Origin of the sequence: Jeotgalibacillus campisalis, from assembly GCF_000829515.1 — a bacterium.
Taxonomy (GTDB): Bacteria; Bacillota; Bacilli; order Bacillales; family Jeotgalibacillaceae; genus Jeotgalibacillus; species Jeotgalibacillus campisalis.
Genome location: NZ_JXRR01000014.1, coordinates 540,860 through 566,392, shown reverse-complemented (window position 1 = coordinate 566,392; position 25,533 = coordinate 540,860). Strand labels below are relative to the sequence as shown.

Annotated in this window: 26 protein-coding genes; 14 read left to right on the top strand and 12 right to left on the bottom strand. The window is 38.7% G+C overall.

The annotated features are described in order from the left end of the window. Entirely contained in the window at positions 1-1,122 is a 1,122-nt protein-coding gene (locus tag KR50_RS09870) for an AI-2E family transporter (RefSeq protein ID WP_041057822.1), read from the bottom strand. A 133-nt stretch (positions 1,123-1,255) separates the two neighbouring features. On the opposite strand from KR50_RS09870, the gene KR50_RS09865 reads away from it, so the two are divergent. The 3 genes from KR50_RS09865 (at position 1,256) to KR50_RS18495 (ending at position 2,274) form a co-directional block, all read left to right on the top strand. Next, positions 1,256-1,540, top strand: coding sequence for a YkvA family protein (locus KR50_RS09865; RefSeq protein WP_041057820.1), 285 nt, complete (start codon positions 1,256-1,258; stop codon positions 1,538-1,540). A 214-nt stretch (positions 1,541-1,754) separates the two neighbouring features. After that, positions 1,755-1,955, top strand: a complete 201-nt coding sequence (locus KR50_RS09860; protein ID WP_039809180.1) for a cold-shock protein — start codon at positions 1,755-1,757, stop codon at positions 1,953-1,955. A 148-nt stretch (positions 1,956-2,103) separates the two neighbouring features. Further along, a complete protein-coding gene (locus tag KR50_RS18495) occupies positions 2,104-2,274 on the top strand; it encodes a hypothetical protein (RefSeq protein WP_156969498.1) in 171 nt (56 codons plus the stop codon). A 61-nt stretch (positions 2,275-2,335) separates the two neighbouring features. Here KR50_RS18495 and KR50_RS09855 read toward each other — a convergent pair whose 3' ends face one another. Further along, the gene (locus KR50_RS09855; protein ID WP_041057817.1) at positions 2,336-2,644 is read right to left on the bottom strand and encodes a DUF3817 domain-containing protein; all 309 of its coding nucleotides are present in this window, start codon (positions 2,642-2,644) and stop codon (positions 2,336-2,338) included. Positions 2,645-2,850: 206 nt separating this feature from the next. On the opposite strand from KR50_RS09855, the gene KR50_RS09850 reads away from it, so the two are divergent. After that, positions 2,851-3,312, top strand: a complete 462-nt coding sequence (locus KR50_RS09850) for a YkvA family protein (protein ID WP_041057815.1) — start codon at positions 2,851-2,853, stop codon at positions 3,310-3,312. Positions 3,313-3,356: 44 nt separating this feature from the next. Here the strand turns inward: KR50_RS09850 and KR50_RS09845 are convergent, their stop codons facing one another. After that, positions 3,357-4,958, bottom strand: a complete 1,602-nt coding sequence (locus KR50_RS09845; protein ID WP_041057813.1) for an ABC-F family ATP-binding cassette domain-containing protein — start codon at positions 4,956-4,958, stop codon at positions 3,357-3,359. 194 nt (positions 4,959-5,152) lie between these two features. Between KR50_RS09845 and KR50_RS09840 the strand changes: the two genes are divergently transcribed. Further along, positions 5,153-5,758: an alpha/beta hydrolase gene (locus KR50_RS09840; protein ID WP_041057811.1), complete on the top strand. Its 606-nt coding sequence runs from the start codon at positions 5,153-5,155 to the stop codon at positions 5,756-5,758. Between the two features lie 109 nt (positions 5,759-5,867). Here the strand turns inward: KR50_RS09840 and pepF are convergent, their stop codons facing one another. Further along, positions 5,868-7,688 carry an oligoendopeptidase F gene (gene pepF, locus KR50_RS09835; protein ID WP_041057809.1) on the bottom strand — a complete coding sequence of 607 codons (1,821 nt, stop codon included), beginning with the start codon at positions 7,686-7,688 and terminating at the stop codon, positions 5,868-5,870. A 187-nt stretch (positions 7,689-7,875) separates the two neighbouring features. Between pepF and KR50_RS09830 the strand changes: the two genes are divergently transcribed. Beyond that, the gene (locus tag KR50_RS09830; RefSeq protein WP_041057807.1) at positions 7,876-8,253 is read left to right on the top strand and encodes a PadR family transcriptional regulator; all 378 of its coding nucleotides are present in this window, start codon (positions 7,876-7,878) and stop codon (positions 8,251-8,253) included. A 45-nt stretch (positions 8,254-8,298) separates the two neighbouring features. Here the strand turns inward: KR50_RS09830 and KR50_RS09825 are convergent, their stop codons facing one another. Next, positions 8,299-9,483 (bottom strand): LL-diaminopimelate aminotransferase, encoded by a 1,185-nt coding sequence (locus KR50_RS09825; RefSeq protein ID WP_041057806.1) that lies wholly within the window; start codon positions 9,481-9,483, stop codon positions 8,299-8,301. A 113-nt stretch (positions 9,484-9,596) separates the two neighbouring features. On the opposite strand from KR50_RS09825, the gene KR50_RS09820 reads away from it, so the two are divergent. The 7 genes from KR50_RS09820 (at position 9,597) to ssuD (ending at position 15,728) form a co-directional block, all read left to right on the top strand. Next, entirely contained in the window at positions 9,597-10,871 is a 1,275-nt protein-coding gene (locus KR50_RS09820) for a DUF4139 domain-containing protein (RefSeq protein WP_041057804.1), read from the top strand. Positions 10,872-10,960: 89 nt separating this feature from the next. Further along, the gene (locus KR50_RS09815) at positions 10,961-11,827 is read left to right on the top strand and encodes a CvfB family protein (RefSeq protein WP_041057802.1); all 867 of its coding nucleotides are present in this window, start codon (positions 10,961-10,963) and stop codon (positions 11,825-11,827) included. 90 nt (positions 11,828-11,917) lie between these two features. Next, a complete protein-coding gene (locus tag KR50_RS09810) occupies positions 11,918-12,346 on the top strand; it encodes a hypothetical protein (RefSeq protein WP_041057800.1) in 429 nt (142 codons plus the stop codon). 13 nt (positions 12,347-12,359) lie between these two features. Next, positions 12,360-12,548: a hypothetical protein gene (locus KR50_RS09805; protein ID WP_041057798.1), complete on the top strand. Its 189-nt coding sequence runs from the start codon at positions 12,360-12,362 to the stop codon at positions 12,546-12,548. Positions 12,549-12,685: 137 nt separating this feature from the next. Next, on the top strand, positions 12,686-13,162 hold the full coding sequence (locus KR50_RS09800) for a cell wall hydrolase (protein WP_041057796.1): 477 nt from the start codon (positions 12,686-12,688) through the stop codon (positions 13,160-13,162). A gap of 30 nt (positions 13,163-13,192) precedes the next feature. Then, positions 13,193-13,630 (top strand): spore coat protein GerQ, encoded by a 438-nt coding sequence (gerQ, locus tag KR50_RS09795; RefSeq protein ID WP_041057793.1) that lies wholly within the window; start codon positions 13,193-13,195, stop codon positions 13,628-13,630. A 1,042-nt stretch (positions 13,631-14,672) separates the two neighbouring features. Beyond that, entirely contained in the window at positions 14,673-15,728 is a 1,056-nt protein-coding gene (gene ssuD / locus KR50_RS09790; protein ID WP_052476941.1) for an FMNH2-dependent alkanesulfonate monooxygenase, read from the top strand. 59 nt (positions 15,729-15,787) lie between these two features. On the opposite strand, the gene KR50_RS09785 is transcribed toward ssuD, so the two are convergent. From KR50_RS09785 to KR50_RS09770, 4 genes are all read right to left on the bottom strand, one after another. Then, complete coding sequence (locus tag KR50_RS09785) at positions 15,788-16,885, bottom strand: metallophosphoesterase (RefSeq protein WP_052476939.1); 1,098 nt, start codon at positions 16,883-16,885, stop codon at positions 15,788-15,790. A 31-nt stretch (positions 16,886-16,916) separates the two neighbouring features. Then, positions 16,917-17,528, bottom strand: a complete 612-nt coding sequence (locus KR50_RS17950; RefSeq protein ID WP_052476937.1) for a DUF6241 domain-containing protein — start codon at positions 17,526-17,528, stop codon at positions 16,917-16,919. Between the two features lie 528 nt (positions 17,529-18,056). Beyond that, positions 18,057-19,019, bottom strand: a complete 963-nt coding sequence (locus KR50_RS09775; RefSeq protein WP_041057790.1) for a hypothetical protein — start codon at positions 19,017-19,019, stop codon at positions 18,057-18,059. 91 nt (positions 19,020-19,110) lie between these two features. Continuing rightward, positions 19,111-19,374 (bottom strand): DUF2524 family protein, encoded by a 264-nt coding sequence (locus KR50_RS09770; RefSeq protein WP_041057788.1) that lies wholly within the window; start codon positions 19,372-19,374, stop codon positions 19,111-19,113. A 201-nt stretch (positions 19,375-19,575) separates the two neighbouring features. Between KR50_RS09770 and KR50_RS09765 the strand changes: the two genes are divergently transcribed. Continuing rightward, on the top strand, positions 19,576-19,698 hold the full coding sequence (locus KR50_RS09765) for a small acid-soluble spore protein P (RefSeq protein WP_041057785.1): 123 nt from the start codon (positions 19,576-19,578) through the stop codon (positions 19,696-19,698). 229 nt (positions 19,699-19,927) lie between these two features. Here KR50_RS09765 and speD read toward each other — a convergent pair whose 3' ends face one another. From speD to KR50_RS09750, 3 genes are all read right to left on the bottom strand, one after another. Continuing rightward, positions 19,928-20,749, bottom strand: a complete 822-nt coding sequence (gene speD, locus KR50_RS09760; protein WP_041057782.1) for an adenosylmethionine decarboxylase — start codon at positions 20,747-20,749, stop codon at positions 19,928-19,930. Between the two features lie 232 nt (positions 20,750-20,981). Then, positions 20,982-22,607 carry a thiamine pyrophosphate-binding protein gene (locus KR50_RS09755; protein WP_041057779.1) on the bottom strand — a complete coding sequence of 542 codons (1,626 nt, stop codon included), beginning with the start codon at positions 22,605-22,607 and terminating at the stop codon, positions 20,982-20,984. Continuing rightward, positions 22,604-25,414, bottom strand: a complete 2,811-nt coding sequence (locus KR50_RS09750; RefSeq protein ID WP_041057777.1) for an EAL domain-containing protein — start codon at positions 25,412-25,414, stop codon at positions 22,604-22,606. The genes KR50_RS09755 and KR50_RS09750 overlap by 4 nt, the downstream gene beginning before the upstream one ends. Between the last annotated feature and the right edge of the window lie 119 nt (positions 25,415-25,533).

Below are 25,533 nucleotides of genomic sequence, written 5' to 3'. Positions count from 1 at the left end.
TTAGACCATATGATTTTTGTTCATCTTATTTTCATTATATCTTTTGCGTATCGTTATAAATCGGTAGGCATTTACGATAATGGTTTTTCCTACGGCATAAGTTGGTACTGCCATAATCAATCCCAGTAATCCGCCAAAGCTTCCAGCAACTAAAAGAATGAAAATGATCGTCAATGGGTGAATGGCTAATTTTCTTCCCATCACCTGTGGCGATATTAAATTACTTTCAATTTGCTGCACCACAATAATCGCAACAACTACAAGAAGTGCTTTTAATGGAGAATCGAGGAAGCCGACAATTACTGCTGGAATCGTGCCAATAAATGGACCGATAAAGGGAATCACATTAGTAAGCATAGCCACTATCGCTAATACGATGGAGTATTCCAAGCCTAAAATTAAATAGGCGATGTACAATAAAACACCAATAAACATACTGACGATAATTTGTCCCTGTATATACGAACTCAGGGCACTGTCCATATCTTCAAGAACTTTTCTGCCTTCAGGACGGAACTCTTCTGGAGTAAAACGTAAAAACTGATCCGGCAGTTTCTGACCATCTTTCAGCATATAAAATAAAACGAAAGGAATCGTTACAATGACAACAGCGATGCTCGTCAGGATGCCAAGCAGGGATACCAGGTTTGATCCGATTGAATCAACAGCTCCCTGTAAATAGTCCGCAGCACCGTTTGCGATGTCCTGGAATGAAAAGCCCTGGCTTTCCTGAACGCTTTTGAACCACTCGGTTTGCTGGAGATTCACAAACATAGAAGTAAGTTCTTCAAAAATAGTCGGGATATTATCAACCAGTGTATTAAACTGTTCTGATAATGGAGGACCGACTATAAAAACAAGCCCGGTAATGATGCCGATTCCCACTAAATAAATGATCAAGATTGAAACCGTTCGCGGTAAGTATTTTGAAACCAGCGCCACAATTGGCCTCAGAAAATAATAAAGCACTCCCGCTATTGCGATAGGAGCAAAGAGTGTTGTTACAATAATCGTAATCGGTGTAAATATAAAACTGACTACATCAATTAAATAAATGATTACAAGAATAGTAATGAGACCGAAGCCTATTCGAAACCATTTTGATTTTGCTAACTCCGACAAAAAAATCCCTCCATATGTATGTGCATGATTGATATTATCATACATGACTCAATCTTTTATTGCTATTTTTTTCTTATTTAAATATGAAACGATTATTGGATTGTATCGTATATAAAAAAGAGGAGTGAATTAAATGATAAAATTCTGGTCGAGATTGCGTTTTATATTTACTTTTAGAAAGTCACTTCCATTTGCTAAGGAATACTTTACATCAAGAGAAGTAACTATATCTAAAAAAATACTTCCTATTTTCATTATTATGGTCTATTCCATTTTTCCGATGGATTTTATCCCTGATTATCTCATTCTCTTTGGCGTTCTCGACGATACGGCTGTGGCTGCATTTATCTTTCAATTAATGGTCAAGATGGCTCCACCACATTTGGCAGCTAAATACTCATTGCTTACTGACAAATAGTATTCAGATAATATGGAAATATTCCACCCAATTCATTTGACATTTTAAATGAAGGCTGTATAATAAGAGTAACAAGTCAATAGCAAAAATACCTGCAAGTTACAGATTCACATATTACAAAAAGTGATCGGAACGCACGGTACTTTTCGTAATATGTGAATTTTCTTATGGGTAAGTTCGCATATTGTCAATTAATATTTGGAGGTTTTGCATTATGAAAACTGGTACAGTAAAATGGTTTAACGCAGAAAAAGGTTTCGGCTTCATCGAAGTTGAAGGAGAAAACGACGTATTCGTACACTTCTCTGCAATCACAGGAGAAGGCTTTAAATCACTTGACGAAGGCCAACAGGTTGAGTTTGAAGTGGTTGAAGGTAACCGTGGACCACAAGCAGCTAACGTTGTAAAACTGTAATTGTTTATATAAAAAAGCCATCCGGGCAACCGGGTGGCTTTTTTCTTGTTGTTTTACTGTGCGTCGTATTGATTAAAGTACAAGCAAGGCTTATGCCCAAGCACCTTTATCCCAAATTGAATACAATACCTCAAAAGGGGTGAAGAGCATGTCCAATCAACCAAAAAAGAAAGCTGAAGAAGTTAAAGAAGAAGTTAAAGAAGAAAGAGTGCATCCATTCGACTCTTTTTGGAAATTTCATAAAGATAGAGAAGAGAAAAAAGAAGATCATAAAGAGGTAAACGAAGACGAAGAAAAGAAAAGACCATTCTGGTGGTAAGCTGGACTTTCTGATGTTATTATCAAATTTAAAAATTCATCGTCAGGCGACGATGAATTTTTTATGTGGTCTGATGAGACAACTCGTATCTTTTTAACTTGGGATCTAATGCAAGATTACCAAATGGAATAAAAGCAACAATAAACGAAAGAATCGGCCAGTACCATTTCCATCTTGTTTTATACGTTACATAAGCAATCACAAGGCAGTAAATTACGAACAAAAAACCATGAATGGATCCAACAAGCGTCACCGCTTCCGGAAAGCCAAACCAATATTTTAGCGGCATTGCCAGTCCGACTAAGATCAACAAAGAAAATCCTTCAAAATAGCCCATAAACCGCAACTTTCCAATGGGGGTGTTTAACATAATTATTCCTCCTGCATACAATCAATTGCTTCTACTAGTTTATCAGAAACGTCCGAATAGAAGGATCAAATTCACGAGATTGACAAAAATATTTACACGGATTATCTAACCCCGGTCAGCAAAAGCAGATTTGATTAGATCCTTCATTTTGGGGGAATAGGATAAGTGAATAAAAAACAGCTGATTTTAGTTAAGGAGGATAAGACATGACAAATGAAATACAATCAAAAGAGCATGAAAATTTTTACTTTTCACTCAGAGAGAAAATAAACGGGTGGCTGGAGCAAAAAACAGGAAAAAATCATAAATACGCAAAGTACCTGCTGTTTGCCCCTGATATGTTTTATCTGCTTATGCAAGTAGTAAAAGATCCACGGGTCGCAAAAAAGGACAAAGCTCTGACACTCGGTGCTATTACTTATTTTATTTTGCCTTTTGATGTTATTCCAGAAGGGCTCATTGGGCCGGGCGGTTATATAGATGACATTATTGTCGCATCATTTGTGCTGCAAACCATCGTAAACCATCTTTCACCTGAAATCATTCGCGAGCATTGGGCAGGGGATGAAGACGGACTTCAGGTGATCAATAAAATTGCGGGCTTATCACAAAAAGTAATGGGGAAGAGGACCGTACCAAAAATTATTCAAAAATTCAGTAAAAAATAAATACAAAAGACCCTGCAATTTTGCAGGGTCTTCGTTTGTACAGATTATGAGACAGTTGATTTATTCCATTCGAGGAAATCATCATAGGACAATTGTTTGTCTGTAATTTTTCCATCTTTTATATCGATAATCCGATTTGCGATGGTTTGAACAAATTGATGGTCATGTGAAGCAAAAATCATTGCGCCTTTGTAATTGATGAGTCCATTATTTAATGCAGTAATGGATTCAAGGTCAAGGTGATTTGTAGGTTCATCTAAAAGAAGAACGTTTGCCTGTTTTAACATCATACGTGAAAGCATGCAGCGAACTTTTTCTCCTCCTGATAAAACACTTGGCTTTTTCCGAACTTCTTCACCTGAAAAAAGCATTCTTCCAAGGAAACCACGAAGGAATGTCTCACTTTGGTCATTCGGTGAGTACTGGCGAAGCCAATCAACAAGATCCGATTCATTTCCTGTAAAGTATTGACCGTTGTCATGAGGGAAATAAGCTTGAGAGGTTGTAACACCCCATTTAAAACTTCCGCTGTCCGGTTCAACTTCACCCATCAGTATTTTCATAAGTGTAGTCTTCGCAATTTCATCCGTACCAACAAGAGCGATCTTATCTTCCTTGTTCATCGTAAAGCTGATATTGTCCAATACCTTTACACCGTCAATCGTTTTAGACAAATCTTTCACTTGTAAAACATCATTACCAATTTCCCGTTCAGTTTCAAAATTAACGAATGGATATTTCCGTGAAGACGGCTTAATATCATCCAGGGAAATTTTCTCAAGTGATTTCTTACGGGACGTAGCTTGCTTGGATTTAGATGCATTGGCACTAAATCGTGCTACGAACGCTTGCAATTCTTTAATTTTTTCTTCTTTTTTCTTGTTTTGGTCATGCATCATCTTTTGTGCAAGCTGACTTGACTCATACCAAAAATCATAGTTGCCCACATAGACCTGAATCTTACTGAAGTCAAGGTCAGCGATGTGGGTACACACTGTATTTAAGAAGTGTCGGTCATGGGATACGACAATGACGGTATTTTCAAAGTTAATAAGAAAATCCTTCAGCCATTGAATAGCCTGAATGTCCAGTCCATTTGTCGGCTCATCAAGAAGGAGGACGTCCGGTTTACCAAAAAGAGCCTGAGCCAGTAATACTTTTACTTTTTCAGAGCCTGTTAATTCAGCCATTTTCTTTGAAAACATGGCTTCGCTGATGCCAAGACCCTGCAGGAGAATGGCTGCTTCAGATTCTGCTTCCCAGCCGTTCATCTCTGCGAATTCGCCTTCAAGCTCTGCAGCTTTTATGCCATCTTCATCAGAGAAATCCTCTTTCATATAAATCGCGTTCTTTTCCTGCATTACTTCGAACAACCGTGCATGCCCCATTAACACAACATTAAGCACTTCATACTCTTCATACTCAAAGTGGTTTTGCTTCAGGACAGCAAGACGTTCATTTGCTCCCATGGACACATTGCCGGTTTGCGCTTCAATTTCTCCGGATAAAATCTTCAGGAACGTGGACTTACCAGCTCCATTTGCTCCGATCAGCCCGTAGCAATTGCCCGGGTTAAACTTAATATTCACATCTTCAAACAGCTTCCGATCACCAAACCGCAAGCTGACATCTGTAACTTGAATCATTTAATTTCCCTCCATAACACATACGTATCGTTGAATTATACCATTAATGCTTCTATTTTGCTTCATATTTACATGAATTTAAAAGAGAACGCTTATATCTCGAATTAAAGTATTTTAAATTTGAAACATAGAGAGATCTTTCTTATACTTAAGTAGATAAGAAATAAACAGCTAATAGAAAGGAATGAAACAAAATGGAGCATATATATAAAAAAGGAACAAAGGGTAGACCTACATTGCTTATGCTGCACGGAACCGGGGGGACAGAGCAGGATCTTCTTGGCCTTGCAGAGTATATAGATCCTGAAGCAGGCGTGTTAAGCGTCCGCGGAAATGTATCTGAAAATGGCATGCCGAGATTCTTCAAACGGTTAGCTGAAGGGGTTTTTGATTTAGAAGACCTGGCATTTCGTACAGAGGAACTTAAAAAATTCCTTGATGATGCTTCAGAAAAATATGAATTTGACCGTCAAAATATTATTGCAATTGGCTATTCAAACGGGGCAAACATCGCCGGAAGTTTGATTTTTCACTATGAAAATGCACTTAAATCAGCAATTTTGCATCATCCGATGGTGCCGATTCGAGATAAGAAACTGCCTGAATTAAATGGAGTCCATGTGCTTATTACAGCAGGGGATAACGACCCTATTTGTCCACCTGAAGAAACCAGGGATCTTGAGCACTTGCTTTCCAGTGCAGGAGCTAAAACAGAAGTATACTGGCATCACAATGGCCATCAGCTGACCCAGGATGAAGCTTCAGAAGCCAAGCAATGGTACGAAAAACATTTTAAATAAAAATAGCAAGGGTTTTTTGACCCTTGCTTTCTTTTATTTGCACTGAAGAATTATTTGCTTGAAACACACTAAATATACTCGTTTTTAAAGTAAGGACAATGCTCCATATCTAATACCCGTAGCTGGCTTCCAATTCTTCAATGAGCTGTCCGACATAGCTGATCGCCTCTTTTAAAGGCTTGTCTGATGTCATATCTACACCCGCGTATTTTAACAGGTCCACAGGGGATTTGGTTCCTCCAGCTTTCAGGACCTCCATCCATCGCTCCACTGCAGGCGCACCTTCTTTTTCGATCAATTGGGAAACAGCTGTTGAAGCCGTTAAGCCTGCACTATAAGTATACGGATAAAGCTCCATATAGTAATGGGGTTGTCTCATCCAGGTAAGCGCTGCGTTGTCATCAATCTCTACAGCATCTCCCCAAAAAGAAGATAGAATATCCTTTTTTTCCTGTGATAGAAGTGATGCATTGATAGGCTTTCCTTCATCCGCTCGCTCATACACTCGGCGCTGCAGCTCCCCTTCAAGCAAGTGTGTGACAAAGTTATGATAGTACGTTCCTAAAAATTGAAGAATCACCCAGCGTTTCATACGTGGATCATCCGTTGTCTTCAGTAAATGCTTTCCAAGCAGCAATTCATTCATTGTAGAAGGCGCCTCGATAAAGTATCTGGATGGACGGGTATTTGTGTAGCTTTGATTTTTGCCCGCTAAATAAAAATGCCCTGCGTGACCTAATTCATGTGTTAAGACGAAAGCGCCGCGCATGGTATCTGTCCAGGTCATGAGAATGTATGGATGGACATTATACGGACTAGAACAAAAAGCTCCAGTTGATTTTCCGATATTATCAGCCAGATCCACCCAGCGGCTGTTAAGTCCTTTTGTCATTATTTCAACATATTCAGGCCCCATCACCTGGAGAGATTCCATAATAATCTTACCGGCGTTTTCATAGGATGTAGGAGGTTCAAAATCCGGGTCAAGAGGAGCTTTTAAATCTGCGAAAGTCATTTTGTCTAAGCCAAGTACATGTTTACGCAGCCGAGCAAGCTTTCTCATATGAGGAGCCAGCTCAGATTGAATAACCGTCAGCTGATTGAAGTACATTTCTTTTGTTACTTTTTGCGAATGAAGAAGCATGTCGGTAACGGATTCAAACCCTCTTAGCTTTGCAATAGCGCATTGTTTGGTCACTTCTGTTTCAAAAGTGGAGGCAAATGTATGTTGATACTGTTTTAGTGTATGAGAAAAAGAGGCATACGTTTTTCTTCTAATTTCGGTTTCTTTGGAAAATTCATAGCGGTCTTCAAATAGAGCAAAAGAGAGCGGAAGCGTTTCTCCTGAATCTAATTGAACATCCTCAAACTTCATATCCGCTGTTTTACTTCGCTGATAAATCGTATATGGGCTGCCGAGGACCTGACCTAATGCAGCAAGAGCCTCTTCTGTTTCTGCCGAAAGAAGATAGGGCTTCCAGGCAAGAATCTCTTCTATCATGGTTTTAAAGCGGTTCATTCCTTCGCTTGCTGCAAGCTGCTGTAACTCTTGTTTAGATAATTGTGAGAGCTCTGTCGCAATAAAAGAGGTGTTTTTGTTTATGGCAGCCATTGTGCTTGCTACACGTGACACATAATTCTGGTTGTCTTCGTTTGTACCATCAGCAGCATACATAAGACCAGACCAGGTAGATACACGGATCAGCTGAATAATAAGGGTTTCATATTGATCAAGGCAGGTTTCAATTTGACTGATTCCCTTATGCAGCGTGTCTTTGTATGTACTTACGTTCTCAGTCTGTTGGCTAAGACTTTCCAGATTTTCTTCCCATTCTTCCTTTGAAGAAAATAAATCCGATAAATCCCAGGTCAATCTTTCAGGAACCTCATCCCTGGCTAAACGCCTGGATATAAACTTTTCAGTCTTCATATCATTCATCCCTTTCTATATCTTTAGTGACACTAAATAGTATACAGAATAGTTAGATGATTGAAAACATTGAACGCAAAATGCTGTTTTTAGTCCGTGCGAACATATGATCGTTTTAATACCCTAACTACGTTAGACGTGGTAAAATAAAGGAAACAAAGAATCTTTTGGAGAAGGAGGGAGAAGAGTGAGTAAAAATAATCCGAAAAAATTCGCGTTAAATATGAGTGCTTCTCAATTCACAAAATTTTACATACTCCATCTTTTATCGATTCAGCATTCCGGAATGATCAGCGAGCATTTTAAAGGAGAGTTCCGAAAAGTAGGGGGGAATTGGGAGCCTGCACCCAGCACGCTTCTTGATGCCTTGCATGATATGACCGATGAAGGCTTGCTGCACCGCACGGATGATTACAAATCACACGAAAAAAAGCGGCAAAAAGTCTACTGGTACCGCCTAACAGATCAAGGAAAAGATGAATTCGGATTAATGAAGAAACAGTTTTTGCCATTATTTGAGGAACAAAAAAGAATTATTGAAAACATATTAAGAACCGTCTATTAAAAAAAGGGCAAACGATTCAGTCGTTTGCCCTTTTTGATAATGGAGTTAAAGAAGGGAAGGAGAGCGAAAAAGTGACAGCTTGTTAATTCTTTCAGCAGCTTCTATTAATAAGTCTGCATCCTGAACCAATGCGATTCTTACATATCCTTCACCAGTTGGACCAAAAGCATGACCTGGAGTAACAACGACATGTGCTTCGTCCATTAATAGTTGGCAAAATTCCATTGAAGTTTGATTTGCCGGAACAGGAGCCCAGACAAACATTCCGCCTTCAGGAGCGGGGATGTTCCAGCCGAATGAGCGGGTGTGTGTGAGAAATGCGTCTCTTCGCTTCTGATAAATGGCCCTTGCTTCTTGTGTGTACCAATCGCCTTCAATCAGTGCTCTTGCAGCTGCTAATTGAATAGGTTTGAAAACGCCGTAGTCGAGATTTGATTTCATTTGACAGATGGATTGAATGACACCCGCATTCCCAGCAACATAGCCTACACGGCAGCCAGCCATATTAAAGCTTTTTGACAGGGAATTCGTTTCAACTCCAACATCCATTGCACCGGGGGCAGCAAGAAAACTCATTGGTTTTTTTTCGTCATAATATAGTTCCCCATAAGCAAAGTCATGAACAATTAAAATTCGATGCTTCTTTGCAAATTGAACGGCTTCTTCATAAAAAGAAGCGGTTGCCTGAACAGGGACGGGATTACCCGGGAAGTTTAAAATCATGACTGAAGTCTGATCCGCGATATGGGGCGGAATGGCGTTTAAATCAGGGAGAAAATGATTTTCTTCGCGCAGGGGCATATAATAGGCTTTTGCTTCAGCCATGGATATACCTGTTTCGTAAGCAGTGTACCCAGGGTCAGGGACCAGAACGTAATCGTCCGGATTGCAAAATACCATTGGAATATGAACCAATGCATCCTGTGATCCCATTGACAGCATCACTTCTTTTATAGGATTCAGTGTGATGCTGTGCTTTCTGCTGTAGTATTCGGCAACTGCTTCATCAAATTCGTTAATTCCGGTTAATGTATAGCCGTATTGGTCGTGTGACTTTGACATTGATGCGATCGTTTCGCGAATGAAATCGGGAGGAGCAAGGTCAGGGCTTCCGATACTCAGATCAATCATTTTTGCTCCTTCACTGATCTTAAAGTGTTTATAAGCGGATAATTCACTAAATATAAGTGTTTTAAATCCGTCCATTCTTTTTGCGTGTGGAAACTCCATCCGTTCATCCCTCTTTTCTATGTAAAGATGATCATACTTGAAAATCAATCTACAACATTGTAACAAAAAGTGAGACAATAGAAAATAATGAGCCCTTTAACCACTTAAAGGAGATGATCATCATCGACAATGTAAATGAAAGTCAGCGCAAATCCATGCATCTGATCGTGTATGAAAGTAACTTTGCACTCATTCAGGAAAAAAGAGAACTGTCTGCCGGGAACTCAGAGTGGATTACGCTAGCAGACCTGCCGCCGACAATCGACGAGTTGAGCCTTCGAATGACTGGGGTAAGACTGAAAGAGTGGAAGTTCCTTCAATCAAGAGGAATAAATAAGGAAACAATTTTAAATGCTTTAATAGGAGAAATCATCTTATTTACACTCACTGGCGAAAAGAAAAAAAGATACAGACTGATTGCATCAACGCCTGATTTAATTATTGAAGATCTTGAGACAAAAGAAGTCCTGCTTAATCCTTCAGGAGAACTCGCAGTCATTCAAGTGCCGGATGATGTAAGCACAAAGCCTATCATCACTCTCCGAATCGATCATACAACTCATCATGAGGAGATTATGCTCAATTATTTAATTGATCATATTTCCTGGTCCGCCAATTACAAAGCGGTTTTACAAAATGGATCCATGATTATACTAGGTTCAATCGTATTGAAGAATCACACAGGGCAAAACTTTACCTCTGTTTCCCTTCAAGCTATGGCTGGGGAAACGAACCGGATGATTTCGCAAAAAGTGCATGAGCCATCCATGATGATGCTTCAGGAGAGCTCTGCGAATGACCCTATAACAGAAGAGGGGAAGGGAGACCTTCACCTTTATACAATTCCGTTTCTACTCAACCTCCCTGATCGTCAGTCTACAATTATTCCATTTGTTCAGACAGAAACAGCTTATCGCCTATTTTATGCAGTAAACGCCACGGATGATCATCCATCAACTGTGATCGAGTGGAATCACACGAGTGACATTCCGTTATCCAAAGGGAAAATTACTTTTTACTATGGATCAGAAAAGCGGGAGTACTTTGCAGGCGAAGACATGCTCTCCTTTACACCAAAAGGGAAAGATGTTCAATCCGTATTAGGCAGAGCAGTAGATCTTAACAGCGAGCATCAGCTTATAAGAAGCTATTTGAGTGGAGAAGATACTGTTGAAGATCACGTATATAAAATCACAAGCACTAAAGACACAGAAGCTGAGATTGTTATCTCTCACTTCATCTATGCGAAAATATGGGAGTTGGTTGACACGTCGGCTGATATCCTTTTAAAAACAGCAAATGAATTGCAGCTGGTTACTGTCGTTAAACCTGGAGAAACGAAAATCGTTACCTTTTCGATAAAAATAAAAAAACAAAAAAGAGGATAACTAAAACGTAAATTTTTCAGACGATGTACTTTTAGCAGCGTTCGTGGTAGATTTAAAAACAATGAATAATCAACAGGAGGAACTTTTTTATGTATGAACAAGAAGAATCACTTGCTGGCACCGTTCAGCGATTAACAGTAGATCGTGAAGCACCATTTGGCTTTTATTTAATAAGAGGGGAAGACGAATATCCTCTAAACGAGTCCGAAGTAGCAGGAGAATTAACTGTAGGCGAAGCGTACGATTTCTTTTTATACGCTGACCGAAGAGGACGGGTTGTCGCTTCTATGAATATCCCGGAAATTCGCAAGGGTACATATGGATGGGCAAAAGTGATTAAGGTAAATGACAAAGACGGCGCTGCACTTGATATTGGAATTTCACGGGAAGTTACCGTAGTTTCAATGGACCTTCCTGCAGCTAAACATGTGTGGCCGCAAGCGGGAGATTATTTATACGTTACCCTTCGAACAGATAGGGCCGGAAATATGTTCGCACGCCTTGCTACTGAAGAAGTCATGCAGGTACTGTCTAATCGGGCAGATGCGGATCTTCACAACAAAGAATTAAAAGCGCGCCCTTATCGATTACTGCGTGTGGGCACATTCCTTCTGACTGAAGAAGGATATCTGTGTTTTGTCCATGAAAGTGAACGCTATGAAGAACCGCGATTAGGGGAAGATGTAACGGTACGAATCATTGGTATTAAAGAAGATGGCAGTCTAAATGGATCCCTGATCCCAAGAAAACAAGATAAGATGCTCGATGATGCAGAAATCGTCTATGAATATCTTCAGGAACATGGCGGAACGATGCCCTATGGTGACAAAAGTGAGCCGGAATTAATTTATGAAACCTTTGGTATGAGCAAAGGGGCTTTCAAAAGGGCTCTTGGCCGCTTGTATAAGGAGAAGAAAATAACACAGCAGGACGGCAGTACGTCTCTGGTTGAATAAAAAAGGGTAAGAGGCGAGCATCAGCTTGCTTTTTTACTTTTGAATGACTTGTTATTAAAGATTTACTAATAAAAAGAAGGAGGAATCACGATGAAAATTGAACTTAATAATCAGCAGTACAAAAAGTTGATTCAGGCGCTTTACTTGGGAGATCTCGTCCTGCATTCCATGAAAGAATCAGAAGAAGACCAGGATGAAGACTTTATCAACACGGAACAGTACTTGCTTTCTTTTGCTAAGGAAGCGGGTATGGCAGAATACGTAGACTACGATGAAGAACTTCAGTTGTATTTCCCATCTATATTGATGGAGCAAGAATTTGATCTAAGCATGAGAATTTATGAACAAGAAATTCTACCGGATCAACTTGCAGCGACGTTAGCAAGAAATGAACTTGAAGAAAAACTCGAAAAAAATGAGCTTGATCAGAACGAAGCTGTTCATTTGCTGCTTGAACTAGAAGAAGAGTATTTAGACCAAATCACTCAAAAAGGATTAAAAAACGTATATCTTAAATAACGGGAGGCAGTTTATGCGATTTCAACCAGCTATGATTGCAGTAAATGTTATCTTTGCGTTATTAACCGGTTTTTGGGCTATTCAAAATGTGGTCAGAGGTGAATACGCGATGGCTGCGTTGTTAGGTGTAATCTGTTTTATCAATGCATTTATTTCTGTAAGGCGTTACAAAATTGCCAGGTTATATGAAAATCGACAGTAAGAAACAAAAGAAAGTTCCCTCACAGGAATTTTCTTTTTTTTGGTTAAAGAACACGCTAGAGTTTGGGCTAGCAGACAAGTTCCCAAATTACTCTCTAGGTAGTATGTTATTTGTAAAGGCTAAAAGAGGGTGATTAAATGGGTCGACCGATCAAACATACAGAAAGAGATGTGGATTATTTAGCCAGATTGATGCTTTCAGAAGCGATAGGTGAGGGACCACAAGGAATGAACATGGTAGGTACAGTAGTAGCCAACCGTGTCGAAGCAGATTGCGAACCAGATTTTAAAAATTTAAGGAACATCAGACACGCGATTTATCAAACCATTCCAGGCACTGGGATTCCCCATTTCGAGCCGGTGCTGAACGGATCTTTGTACACGCAGCGTCCTGATGAAGCAGATCTTCAAAGGGCTAGAGATTTGCTGCAAGGATATAGAGATCCGCGTGCCAGGGATAGTTTGTGGTTTTTCAATCCAAGTCCAGGAAGTAAATTTAGAGCGCCATGCACCGAAACGATGCCGCGATCACCCATGACACAGTTTGAATATGCATACAGAAATCATTGTTTCTATGTTGGCGTGCCAGGCTATTGTCCAGAATTTTACCGATAACCGATTAATGAAAAGGGAGCTGATTTAGACATGAATTGTGGGAATTTTAATTATCCTCATGGATCTATGATGGGAACAAATGCTATGCAAAATACGGGAGGTTTCCCAATGAATACACCATCGGGCCCATCCTACTCAGTACCCGTAATGCCATTAGGTACAGGTCAGCAATTTCCAACAGGTGTAGTAGAAGAGTCATTTATTGAAAATATTTTACGTTTCAATAAAGGGAAAATTGGAACATTTTACTATACTTACCAAGGAAACAGCAAATGGAACGCGATGATTTATCGGGGACGTGTAGAAACAGCTGGCCGTGACCACATTATTATTAGTGATCCGGATAGCGGGAAACGCTATCTATTGCTAATGGCCAATTTGGACTGGGTAGAATTTGAGGAACGTCTTAATTATCCTCGCATGGAAATCACACCGGCTATGCAAGCTTCATTAGATACATCTGAATAAAGTTAGAGCCAATAGAAAACGTACCATATAAAGATCTTGTAGGGAGAGAGAAATTCTTTCTTAAACCCGCAAGATTTTACATAATGAAAGAATTTTAACAAATAGACACGTTTTGTAGAATTGGACAATAATAATTTAATTAGAAGGCTAAATGATCATTAGCGAGAATTATATAGAAAATTGATTAAGATTTCATGATAAAGTTCAAATCGTCACCACGATCTAAAATATTGTAAGATAAAATAATCGCAAAAATGAACTTGGAAACAAATAAATAATAAGAGTGATCAAACGGTTTTATTATCTATTGAGATTTTTCGTCTCAATATTAGTAGTAAACTATTGTTATGAGACGAAAGTGACTCTAATTAATTAACTTCCTATAATATATATTATGTAAACTAAAAAATAAAACTGAATTTTAATCTTATATCTCGCTTCTCTCCTGTTAGTAAACATCACTTCGGTCAAGCATCCATGTGTAATGAATGCGGACTAAGTATTTTAATTCTTTGTAACTTCGTTTAAATGATCACAGGTTCATGTTTTGCTAATCAATTTTTCCTATGGCTCATACAGCTTGTCGATCTTTTCGTTTAAAATTAATCCTGCTATGTACTTAAATTCAATTCATTTTTCAGGAATTGTGGTACTAATCTCTCATTTTTAAAATATTGTCTGGCTGATGTCATTTTGAATCACTTCTTAATATACCTGACGTTATTAATTTATGGTTCACTCGTTGCAATTGTTGACATTTTCTGAATTATCATTTAAGTTAGGTACTATTATACATATAATTTCTTAAGAAAAAAAAAGTAAAAAGCAAATAAGGTCCCTCGCTTTATATAAGAAGAATTTAACTGAAGTTTATCAATTTTTAGTACTTTCATTGTAATTATGAGCATAATTAATTCCGATTTTTTATATAAATAACTCATACGGCTTCCATTTTTTTATATTGGATTCAAGTAAGAGTTTCTTTTTACCCCGTAAAACCTATTATTCTAATCGGAATAATAAACTATATAGGAGGATTATAATGAATATTTTTTGGTTTTTACCTACTGCCGGTGACAGCCGGTATTTAGGCACTACAGTTGGCAAAAGAGAGGTTACAATAGAATACCTGCAGCAAGTAGCTCAGGCAGTTGATCAATTGGGCTATGACGGGGCCCTTCTTCCTACTGGAAGAGAGTGTGAAGATTCCTGGGTGGTCGCATCAAGCTTAATTCCACTCACGCAGCGTATGAAATTTCTAATCGCGATCCGTCCAGGTCTAAATTCACCTGCTATTGCTGCAAGAATGGCTACAACTTTTGATCGTATTTCTGGTGGACGAGTTCTCTTAAATATTGTTCAAGGAGGAAATCCTGTTGAATTAGCCGGTGAGGGCTTACATTTGTCTCACAGCGACAGGTATAAACTGACGAATGAGTTTTTAACTGTTTGGAGAAAGCTTTTTCTTGAAGAATCGGTTAATTTTAAAGGGGAGTATCTTGATATTCGTAACGGGAAACTTGACCATGAACCCAATCAAAAACCCCACCCTCCTCTTTATTTAGGCGGTACTTCTGATTCTGCCTATGAAGTGGCATCAGAGCATGTTGATTACTATTTGACCTGGGGAGAACCAGTTGAAATTGTAAAAGAACGTATAGAAAAAGTTCGGAAGCTGGCAGAGGAAAAAGGAAGAAAAGTGAAATTCGGGATTCGTTTTCATGTAATTGTAAGGCAAACTGAAGAAGAAGCCTGGAAAGCAGCAAATGAATTAATTAAGTACGTAGATGATGATGTAATTGAAAAAACACGGGAAAAATTTAAAGTGTTTGATTCAAATGCTCAGAATACTATGACCAGCACATCTTTAACGAATAAAAGTTCACTTGAAATTCGTCCTGGTATTTGGGCAGGAATTGGGTTGGCGCGTGAGGGTGCGGGAACAGCTTTTGTAGGAAATCCTCATCAGGTAGCTGAAAATATGAGAAAGTATGAAGAAATCGGGATCGATACATTTATTCTTTCTGGTTACCCTCATCTAGAAGAAGCATACAACGTAGCTGAATTACTGTTTCCAGTGTTGAACAAAAAAAAATAAACCACATAGAAAAAAGCTTGTAACCTATATATGCTGTTACAAGCTTTTTCTATCGTCTGCTAGTCAAATGTAACATTGATTACCATGACCTCTGCCCTGCTTCCAATTCGTATAGGCGGTCCCCATGTGCCGAAACCGGAAGAAACAAAGGAATGAAGATTTTCTTTCCTCAGATATCCCCAATGATTTTCGTATAGAAAAGCAGTAACGAGATTCGCCGGAGCAGCCTGCCCTTTATGGGTGTGACCTGAGAGAAGAATATCCACTCCTCCCTCCATTGCTTCATCCAATTCTACAGGCTGGTGATCGAGCATGATTAAAGGAGTTGTGGGGTTTAATCCCTCCACCAGCTCATCAATTGCCAATCGATTTAGATCTGTTAAATCTTTCCTCCCACTGATATAAAAAGAGTCTGCAATAAGTTCTGTTTCATCAAGCAACATGTTGATTTGTATTTTCTCCAGTTCATCTATGATCTCATCTAAGTCGTTGCCATAATACTCATGATTTCCAAGAACGGCAAAGATACCTAGAGGTGCATTAAGTTTTCCGAGTTCCTGCCCCATCTCCTGCTTTAGAAAAGGTTCTAGATTGTCATCGATCAGATCTCCCGGGATTAAGATAATATCCGGTTGAATGCTTTCAGAAATGGTCGTAAGGCGTTTTAAATGACGTGTTCCTACGATCGGTCCCAAATGAAGATCTGAGACCATCATGATCTGTAGTTCATTCATTTCGGATTGCTTTGCCACCTTTAAATCATAGGTTCTTATAGTAGGACTCCATGCATTGAAACTGCCGTATAAAAAAATTAAAAAATAAATGGCGATTACCACAATTCCAGTCCGGAAAATAAAAACTTCTTTTTGCTGTTTACTAGAAAGCCATAGAAATAAATTTGCAGCAGGTAGAATCAGAATACTGTAACCTATAACAATAAACCAATACGCTCCCACTAATTCAAAATAATAAGAAGTAAAGCCTCTTCCGATGAAATATGAAAAAGTCAGCAGAATCAGCAGAAGACTATACCATCTTTTTTTCAATGGAATCTTTGCAGATTTTATCCACTTCCACCCATTGTAAGCAACGTAGTAGGAGAGCAACCCATAAACAAGAATAGAAAGACCGATTGCAATGATTTGAGAAAAGGTCATGTATTTATTCCCTTCTTCCAATAAAAAGAGCTTAATTCGCCATACTCTCTATATAGCTCTGCTCTTCCTCCGGACTTAAAATTCCTGTCGCTTCTCCTACTGTGCCATCCTGCATTCTCCAAATTTTATTATGCTCCTTATCAATTTGGGTGAAATTCCCGTCTCTCCAGTTTGTAAGGATTTCACGATAAATCGTTTTATTTTCAGTATTGATTTGTGTTGTTTTTTCCAGCCCTTCTAAAAGCCAGTCGATCCGTTTTGGATGAATCTCATAAAAGCCCCACTTTTTGCTTGCTTTTATTTTTTGATGCGTCATGCCATGTATGTATTCCTGGTAATGAAAATCAGCTAGTTCATCCTGACTCACTTTTTGTTTAAATGGATTTAATCCCTCTGATTCAAATTGCTCAAGATCTTCATCTGTAATGCTCCCTGCAGCTGATGCTCTCGTTTCTTCTGTAAATGTTTCTTCATCAGTCTCAGCCTGGCTTTCAGTGATAGAATCTTCGTCTTCTGTACTTTTCCGGTCATTATCTTCACTTTGGAGCTCTTCCTCCCTATCCAACCATTCATAGGAACCCCAGCCTATTAGTCCTGCTGCAATTAATCCTGTTACTATAAAAAATATGACCTTTTTAGACACTACTGAACACCTCTCTCAACTTTTACACTCTATTTATCGTACAGAAACTCCAATCGCTAATCAACCAATATTTACAATATGAGGATAGGACTGTCTAGTTAGAACGAAACATGGTGAAAAAATAAAAATTAATAGATCAATAGGTACGAGCAGAGAGAATAACGGAATAAAAGCACGATAAACCGTCAATAGCAGTATTTTTAAAGAAGTTACGGCAAATTAGGAACATTTTCTAACATAAAACGTTTAAATCAAACATACAATATAAATAGCTGTTGCGAAAGGTGACGAGTTAGCCTGCAGGCGGAAACATATTGTAGAAACTTTTGTTGTTTCACCTGAGAATATTCAAGGTATAGCATTAGTATTATTTAAAAATCACTAAGGAGGAAAAAAGGATGAAAATAAAAGTGAAAAGCTGGCGTATGCTAAGTGCTCAGGACAAGCTATTTATACTAGAGGCAGTCAGTCATAGGTCTCAAACCAAAAATCATTTAAAAACTGTTTCCTAAACTATATTCAAGGTAGTTAATATAGCTCCATCCCTTGAATTAATGAATCCATTTCTCCTGACACTTTTGTCTGCTGATTAGCTATTTTTTCACTTTGCTCTGTTAGTTCAGCACAAGTTTTTTCTACACTGCCAATTACATTCTGCAGATTATCCATGGTCTTACTTATAGAAGAATGAACCGTCCACTCGGAAAAAAGATCGTCAAAAAAGTAGTCAGCGAATGTTAAGAATGCCCCCCTTTCAATCGTTAACCCGTCTGCCGCTAAATCATTGATATCCTGCAGCTCTGTTTCAAAACGCTGCAATTCGAGCTGCGCAGTGTGAATGGCGTCCTCTGAATCATCCAATTTGCTGTGCTTCATCGCCGTTGCAATTAATCCTCCGCCAAGAAAAGTATCCCAGGTTGATAAATCTTTAGCAGATTGCATATGACTATAGGCTTTTTTAAGTTTGAGATTCACTTTTTTTCCTGCTTCCAGCGCTTCATTGATCTCTACTAGCAGAGAATCTAGCTCTCTTTGTATTCTCTGTAAGGAATCTAACTGTTGGGACTGGATATGTGAGTAAGACCGCAGCCAGTTTTCTTTTTTTTCCATAAGCAGTTCCCACTCTTGATCAAGGCCGATCCATCTAGGGTTTTGCAGTTTTTGCATTAGTTCTTCGTAGTCTGCTTGAAAATTATGAAACAACTTTTCTGCTTCATTTAATTTTATTTCGGCTTCAGCAGCTTGAGCCAGTTCTTTTTCTCTTATTTCTTCTTTTTTCCCTGTTACTTCCCTAAATAAATTGATAAAAGAAAAATGGTCGAGATCATGAATATCCTGCTGTTCTCTTGTAAGCAGCTGGTATAAGTGTTCTTTTTTTCTTTTTTGACTATGTAATTTTTCCTCTAAAATTTCTTTTCTTCGAATTAGTTTATTTCTTGCAGCGATTTCACTTTGCAGTAAGAGTTGCTCCTCCACTAGTTGGTTCCACATGTTTATCCCTCCTGCCTTTCATACGAATGTAAATGCTGGAAGTTTCAAACAAAAAGCCTTTCGCTCATTTTATTGAGTGAAAGGCTTTTTGTTAATGACGCAGCACCTGCATCTTGTTCTGCATTTCTTGTATCTTTAATTTTTTTCTTTGCAATGTATCTTCCTGTTCTTCATTTGCTGATTTCATTAATTTCTCAAGATCCATAAAAGCCTGCTCAAGCTGAAGCTGTGCCTGAGTAAACTGTTCATCATTACGGTGCTCCTGCAATGATGCTTTATCATATTCTGTTTGCGCAGACAAAATTGCTTCTTCACAATGATCTAAACAATGCTGTACAGAATCTCTTGTCGCCATTACTGTTCTCTCCTTTATTCAAGTGATTATAAAATAGTATGCACAGCTCTTCGCTAATTAACCAGCTGCTTGATGTATTTAGAACTAAGTGATGTTTTGGTCAATCATTCTTCAGTCAGCTCAATATTTTTTCATGTCAACTTAATTTAAAGAGGTTTAAATGGCTCATGTCTGCTAAAACTAAACCAGGAGGTGAAATCAATGACTAAAAAAACAAAAAGTAAACAATCTGAATCATCACAGCCTAAACCGATGAGCGGGTCTCATAAAGTTAAAAATGAAAATCACTCCAGACAAAATAAAAACAGCAATCATGGAATGTAAAGGAAAAAGAGCCTGAGACAACTATCTGTCTCAGGCTCTTTGACCGGTTCACTTAGCTCCAGGCGGACACTTTTACGCAGGGATATCTGCTTGAATTCTCCTCAGGACTATGCCTTTTGGGGTCTCAAGCAGACGTCATACCCTGCAGGGAGCCGTCAGCTTCTGTTCACCTCATGCGAATGATATATACTTTATTGCTTTTTTCATTTATGCCTCAATATGGATGTTATTATCTTTTACCATTCGATGGTAAATTCTTACCATAAAAAATTTCATCCATTTCGATTTTTAATCGATCGGTTATATCCTTAATCTCTTCTTGACCGAGTTTATCTTTTTTATAGCCAAACAGATAATTGTTAAGGTCAAAATCCTTCAATTTACATTTGGTATGAAATATATTCTGCGGATATACATTTACATCAATCATGTCATACTCATCTTTAATTTCTTCAGGAATGAAGTTTTGAATAGAGTTAATATCATGGTCGATAAAAAGTTTATGGCCGTCTACGTCTCTTGTGAAGCCTCTCACACGGTAGTCCATTGTCATGATGTCTGTGTCGAATGAGTGAATCAAATAATTTAACGCCTTTAATGGAGAGATTTCTCCGCAGGTTGACACATCTATGTCAGCACGAAACGTACTGATGCCTTCGTGAGGGTGATACTCAGGGTACGTATGAACCGTTATATGACTTTTATCCAGCTGAAGAGTGGCAATAGAAGGCAGCGGTCCGGGAGATTCATCAAAATGATCAGTCGGCACTTCAACAATTGGACCTTCAGATACTAAAATTGTGACACTTGCTCCCTGTGGGACATAGTCCTGCTTGGCAATGTTTAAAACATGAGCGCCAATAATATCAGCGACATTTGTTAAAATCTTTGTCAGCCGATCTGCATTGTATTGCTCATCAATGTATTCTATATACGCTTCTCTTTCCTCTTTTGATTTTGTATAACATATATCGTACATATTAAAACTTAACGACTTAGTTAAATTATTGAATTCATGCAATTGAATTCTTTTTTCTTGTGAAAGTTTCATAGCAATAACTCCTTCATGTGTTACGGGTTTATAGTTTATCTTACCCTTTTCACTTTTCACTAAACAGTATCTTTTTAAGATGATTTTATGCGTTCTATCATACCATTTATTTAAACCATTGCCCAATTTCAGCAAAATAAATAGACACTGATTAATTCAGCATCTATTTAAGAATTTTTGCATTTATTTGAATATTTTTCGGAGTTGCTACTAAGTACTAAAGGTTGGTGAGTTACTTAGCAAAAGAAGAAAGAAATTTCACCCGGTCGCCCATTGGAGGAACGGCATTATCAATTAAGTTGATCTCAATTAATTTTGGCCCGTCCAACTTTATCAATTCGGCTATATTTTCTGACTTAACATCTTCAAGAGACGAGATTGCAATAGAAGGAATATTAAATGCTTCTACTATTGACGAAATAGAAGTGTAGGATTGCGAAAAACGATCATGTACTCTCTTATATTGTAAAGAATGACCGTGATGAACCATGCCAAGACGGGAATTGTTTATTACGATAAATGTAATGGGTACGTTGTACTCTTTTGCAGTGAGGATTTCCATCCCATGCATAAAGAAGCAGCCATCTCCTGTAATACAGGCAATTTGCTGATCCGGCTGAGCAAGCGCTAAGCCAATACTTGAACCAATTCCAGTTCCCATCGAGCCATAGTGAACATTAATATCAAAAGAATTTGGTGTATTCACGTTCATGTAATGAACTACATAAGACATAAATTCTCCGATATCTACAGTGTATTTGGTATCCATTGGCATTATAGACTGAATGAGCGGCAAAATCGTCTTTGTATCATACTCAAGTTCTGTGGACGTCTCCTCCGCTTCTGAACGGCAATAAGAAGTTGATAGAGGTTCAGGCAGAAGTTGAATCAGCCGTTTTACCGTTTTGGAACAGTCACCTAAAACAGGATGATCAATTAGATATTTTCTTTTAAAGACTGAAGAATCACGATCTATTTGAATGACCGTTCTTCCCTGTACCAGATTATCCTGATAATTGCTCGTTGCTGTTTCTCCTAAACTGGACCCAATGATCAATAAAAACTCATGATCGCCGTTATGAACAAGTTCAACGGCTTTGGAATGACCCGCAAAACCATAGATTCCTTTATGAAGTGGATGATTCGTTGGAATAAGGCCTTTTGCGTGAGGAGTGGTTACAAATGGCCAGTTCAAGGTTTCAGCAAGGCTCACCACCTCATCGACGCATTCTCTTGAACCATTACCCAAAAACAGTACTCCCTTTTTGTTCTTTACAAGCTCCGCAATTTTTATAATGTCCTCATCGGGTGCTTCCTTGGGAGAGTATTCAGGAAAATCGGGAAGGCTGATCTCTTCAGCCTGCTGTAATTGAACATCAATTGGCAGAGCAAGGTGAACAGGTCCTGGTACTCCTTCAAATGCAATGGAAACTGCTTTATGAAGTTCTGCAATGATCTCTGAACTATCTGTTACTGTCGAACTGTATTTTGTCACTTGAGAAAACACGGGTGACGCATCTAATTCCTGAGAGGCATTCCATCCAAGTGTGGAAAGAGGGACAGATCCTGTCAGAATTAGCAGCGGAATTTGCTCACGGGCAGCGTTTGCAGCACCTGTTACGAGATTCATTGCACCGGGGCCGCTGCAGCCGATGACAACTCCAAGTTTTCCTGAATATTTCGCATAGGCAGCAGCCATGAATGAAGCTGCACCTTCATGTTTGGCAACGATTGGAGTCAGCTGCGGCCGGTCATATAGTTCATCAAAGATGGCATTTACAGAACCTGCTGGGATTCCAAACAGATAGTCCACCTTTCCTTTAATTAAATAATCAATTATATGTCCCGCACTTTTCACTTTGTAATCCCCTTTTCTTGGTCTATTCCGTTTTTTAAAAGATGTAAAATCTGCTCTGAAGGAACAGGCCTGCTAAAATAATATCCCTGCATTAGATGGCAGCCGCCTTCCATCAAAAGATTTACCTGTTCCTCTGTTTCTACTCCTTCTGCAATTACATCGTAGTTTAATTGCTGAGCCAAATAGATAATAGTGGAATTTAGGGCGGCGATATGTGGCTCATGAGTCATATTTTCAACAAATGAGCGGTCTATTTTGATCGCATCGATCGGAAAATCTTTTAAATAGCGCAATGAACAGTAACCTGTGCCAAAATCATCAAGAGAAAGCTTTAATCCAAGCTTTTTTAATTCCTCGAGTTTTGATACATGCTGTGAATGAATTAAGGTATGCTCCGTTAATTCAATTTCTAAAGATGCCGGATTCATTCCTGTCTCCTGCAAAATGGACTGTATGGTTTCTACTATCCGAGGATGTTGGATTTGTCTCATAGAGAAATTTACAGCCATATTTATTGGAAAGCCTAAATCTGCCCACTTTTTATGTTGAAACGCTGCTTTTCTCAGAACCCATTCGCCAAGTTTTAAAATCATTCCGGTTTCCTCAGCAATTGGAATAAATTTATCAGGCGCAATCATTCCCCATTCAGGGTGACGCCACCTTAAAAGTGCTTCAACGCCTATAATTTTGTTTTCAGCAAAATCAATTTTAGGTTGAAAATGGACATCAAGCTCGTCCCGCTCTAACGCAGCATGCAGCGCATTCAGTAAATTGGATCGTTCTATATTTTGTTCCATCAGCAGGCGGGTGAAAAAATGAAAGGTGCCTCCCTGTTCTTTAGCCACATACATGGCTGTATCTGCGTTTCTAATTAAATCATCTTCATCTTTAGCATCATCAGGATAAATACTGATTCCGACACTGGCATTGGTAAATAATTCGTTGCCGTTGATTCTGAAAGGTTCAACTAATGCTTTGATAAACTCCGATGCGATAAAGCCTAGTTCATCAGGCTGGCTGACATCTTCAACCAGAATAATAAACTCATCCCCTCCGAGCCTTGCAACCGTCACCCGTCTGTTTACAAGAGCCCTGAAACGTTCGGCTACCTCATATAGGACAAGATCTCCAATCTTGTGGCCAAGAGAGTCATTAATTAACTTAAATCGATCTAAATCCAGAAATAGAACACCGATTTTTGCAGCTTTTTTACTGCTGTCTACGATCGCTTTTTTCATTTTCTGTACAAGGTAGCTCCGATTAGGGAGATGAGTAAGAAGATCATAATAGGCCTGATGATGAATTTTCCTCTCCATCTCTTTCCTATCAGTCACATCACGAAATGTCACCACGGCTCCGCTTTGTATACCATTATTTTGAATAGGCATGGAAACATATTCTACATCTATTATTTCACCATTTTTCCTGGCGAATTTTTCTTCAATCGAATGAATCTTCACTCCATTTCTTAAAGACTGATGAATGGGAGATGTTTGATTAACATATAACTCATCATCTTTGCTGTAATGTGATATTACCTCGTCCTGCAGCCGGCCGACCATATCACTAATCTCGCAATCAAGAAGAGAAGCTGCTATCGGGTTGCAAAAAGTAATCACTCCAAATTCATTCAGACCATAGATGCCTTCTCCTGCAGAATTCAAGATCGATTCATTTTTCTTGCCCAGGAGGCGCAGATCGTCATTCATTTGTTCGAGGATTTCGTTTTTCTCCTGCAGCTCATACGTTCTTTCATCTATTATTTCCTCAAGCTGATCCAGGTGAAGCAGATTATCTAATACACTGGCTGTTGCATCCGCTATTGTTTCTGCAAGCTGCTGCTCTGATTCTGAATATATTTTTGGACCTGAGAAATTAACAATACTAAAGGTACCTAATACTTCGCCCCTTGATACAATCGGAATAACATACATGGCTTTAAAACCAAAAGTGGCCACTGCTTTTTGATCCGGTCTCGAGTCTTTACTGACATCCGGGATGAGAACTGATTTTTTGGTTTCAGCTACCTCTTTAAACACTGGATCTGCAATAAAATCCAAATTCATTTCATCGTGGATTTTTTTCCATTCCTCTTCCTGCCAGTGACTCTCTGCACTTAATTTTTCAGGAAGCTGGGATTTTGATTTAAAATCTCTTAAGTGTGCAGCTACATTTTTATTATTTAAAGCGCGTCCAACATAAATAAAGCTTGTATCCAATACCTGCTGGATCGTCGTACATCCAGCGAGCGATTTAGCTGCATCCAAAAGCAGCTGTTTGTCTTGAACCAATTTTTGAGAGTTGTCTAATAGCTCTGCATTTCGTATTGCAACCGCTGCCATGAGTACATATGATTCAAGCGCTTCAATTTCTTCTTCAATCAGATGAAGAGGTGATTGATAATCAAATAGAAAAACGAGTCCATATAGAGAGTCTTCAAAATAAATAGGCATCCCAAAAAGAGATTTTATTTTAAAGAGCTCGATGGGCCTTGGGTCAGGTCTCTTATCTTTTGATGTATCTGGTATGTAAATCGCTTTTTTTGTATCGACAATTTCCTGTGCTAACCGGTCATGCTGAAGGTCTATAAACATCTTATCCAATGTAATGCCATTGAAGTGATCGGGTTTACCTACAAATCCTTGAAAGCGGGTTTCATCAACCGGTAAATAGATCCCAACTGAATCACAGCGCACAATCTCCTCAGATATGGCTTTTACAACCTGTTTAAGAACCGAGCGTTTATCTAATTCGGTATGGATCATTTTTGTAATATCGGCTAACCGTGAATATCGGTCTGGATTCATCAGAATCACACCTTTCTGCTATAGCTTTAATATCGGCTTAGATCGCTGCTTGCTTAACTCTTTTACACTATTTTTACACATAGCACGTCAAAATGGCTTAAATAATTAATTTTTCTTTG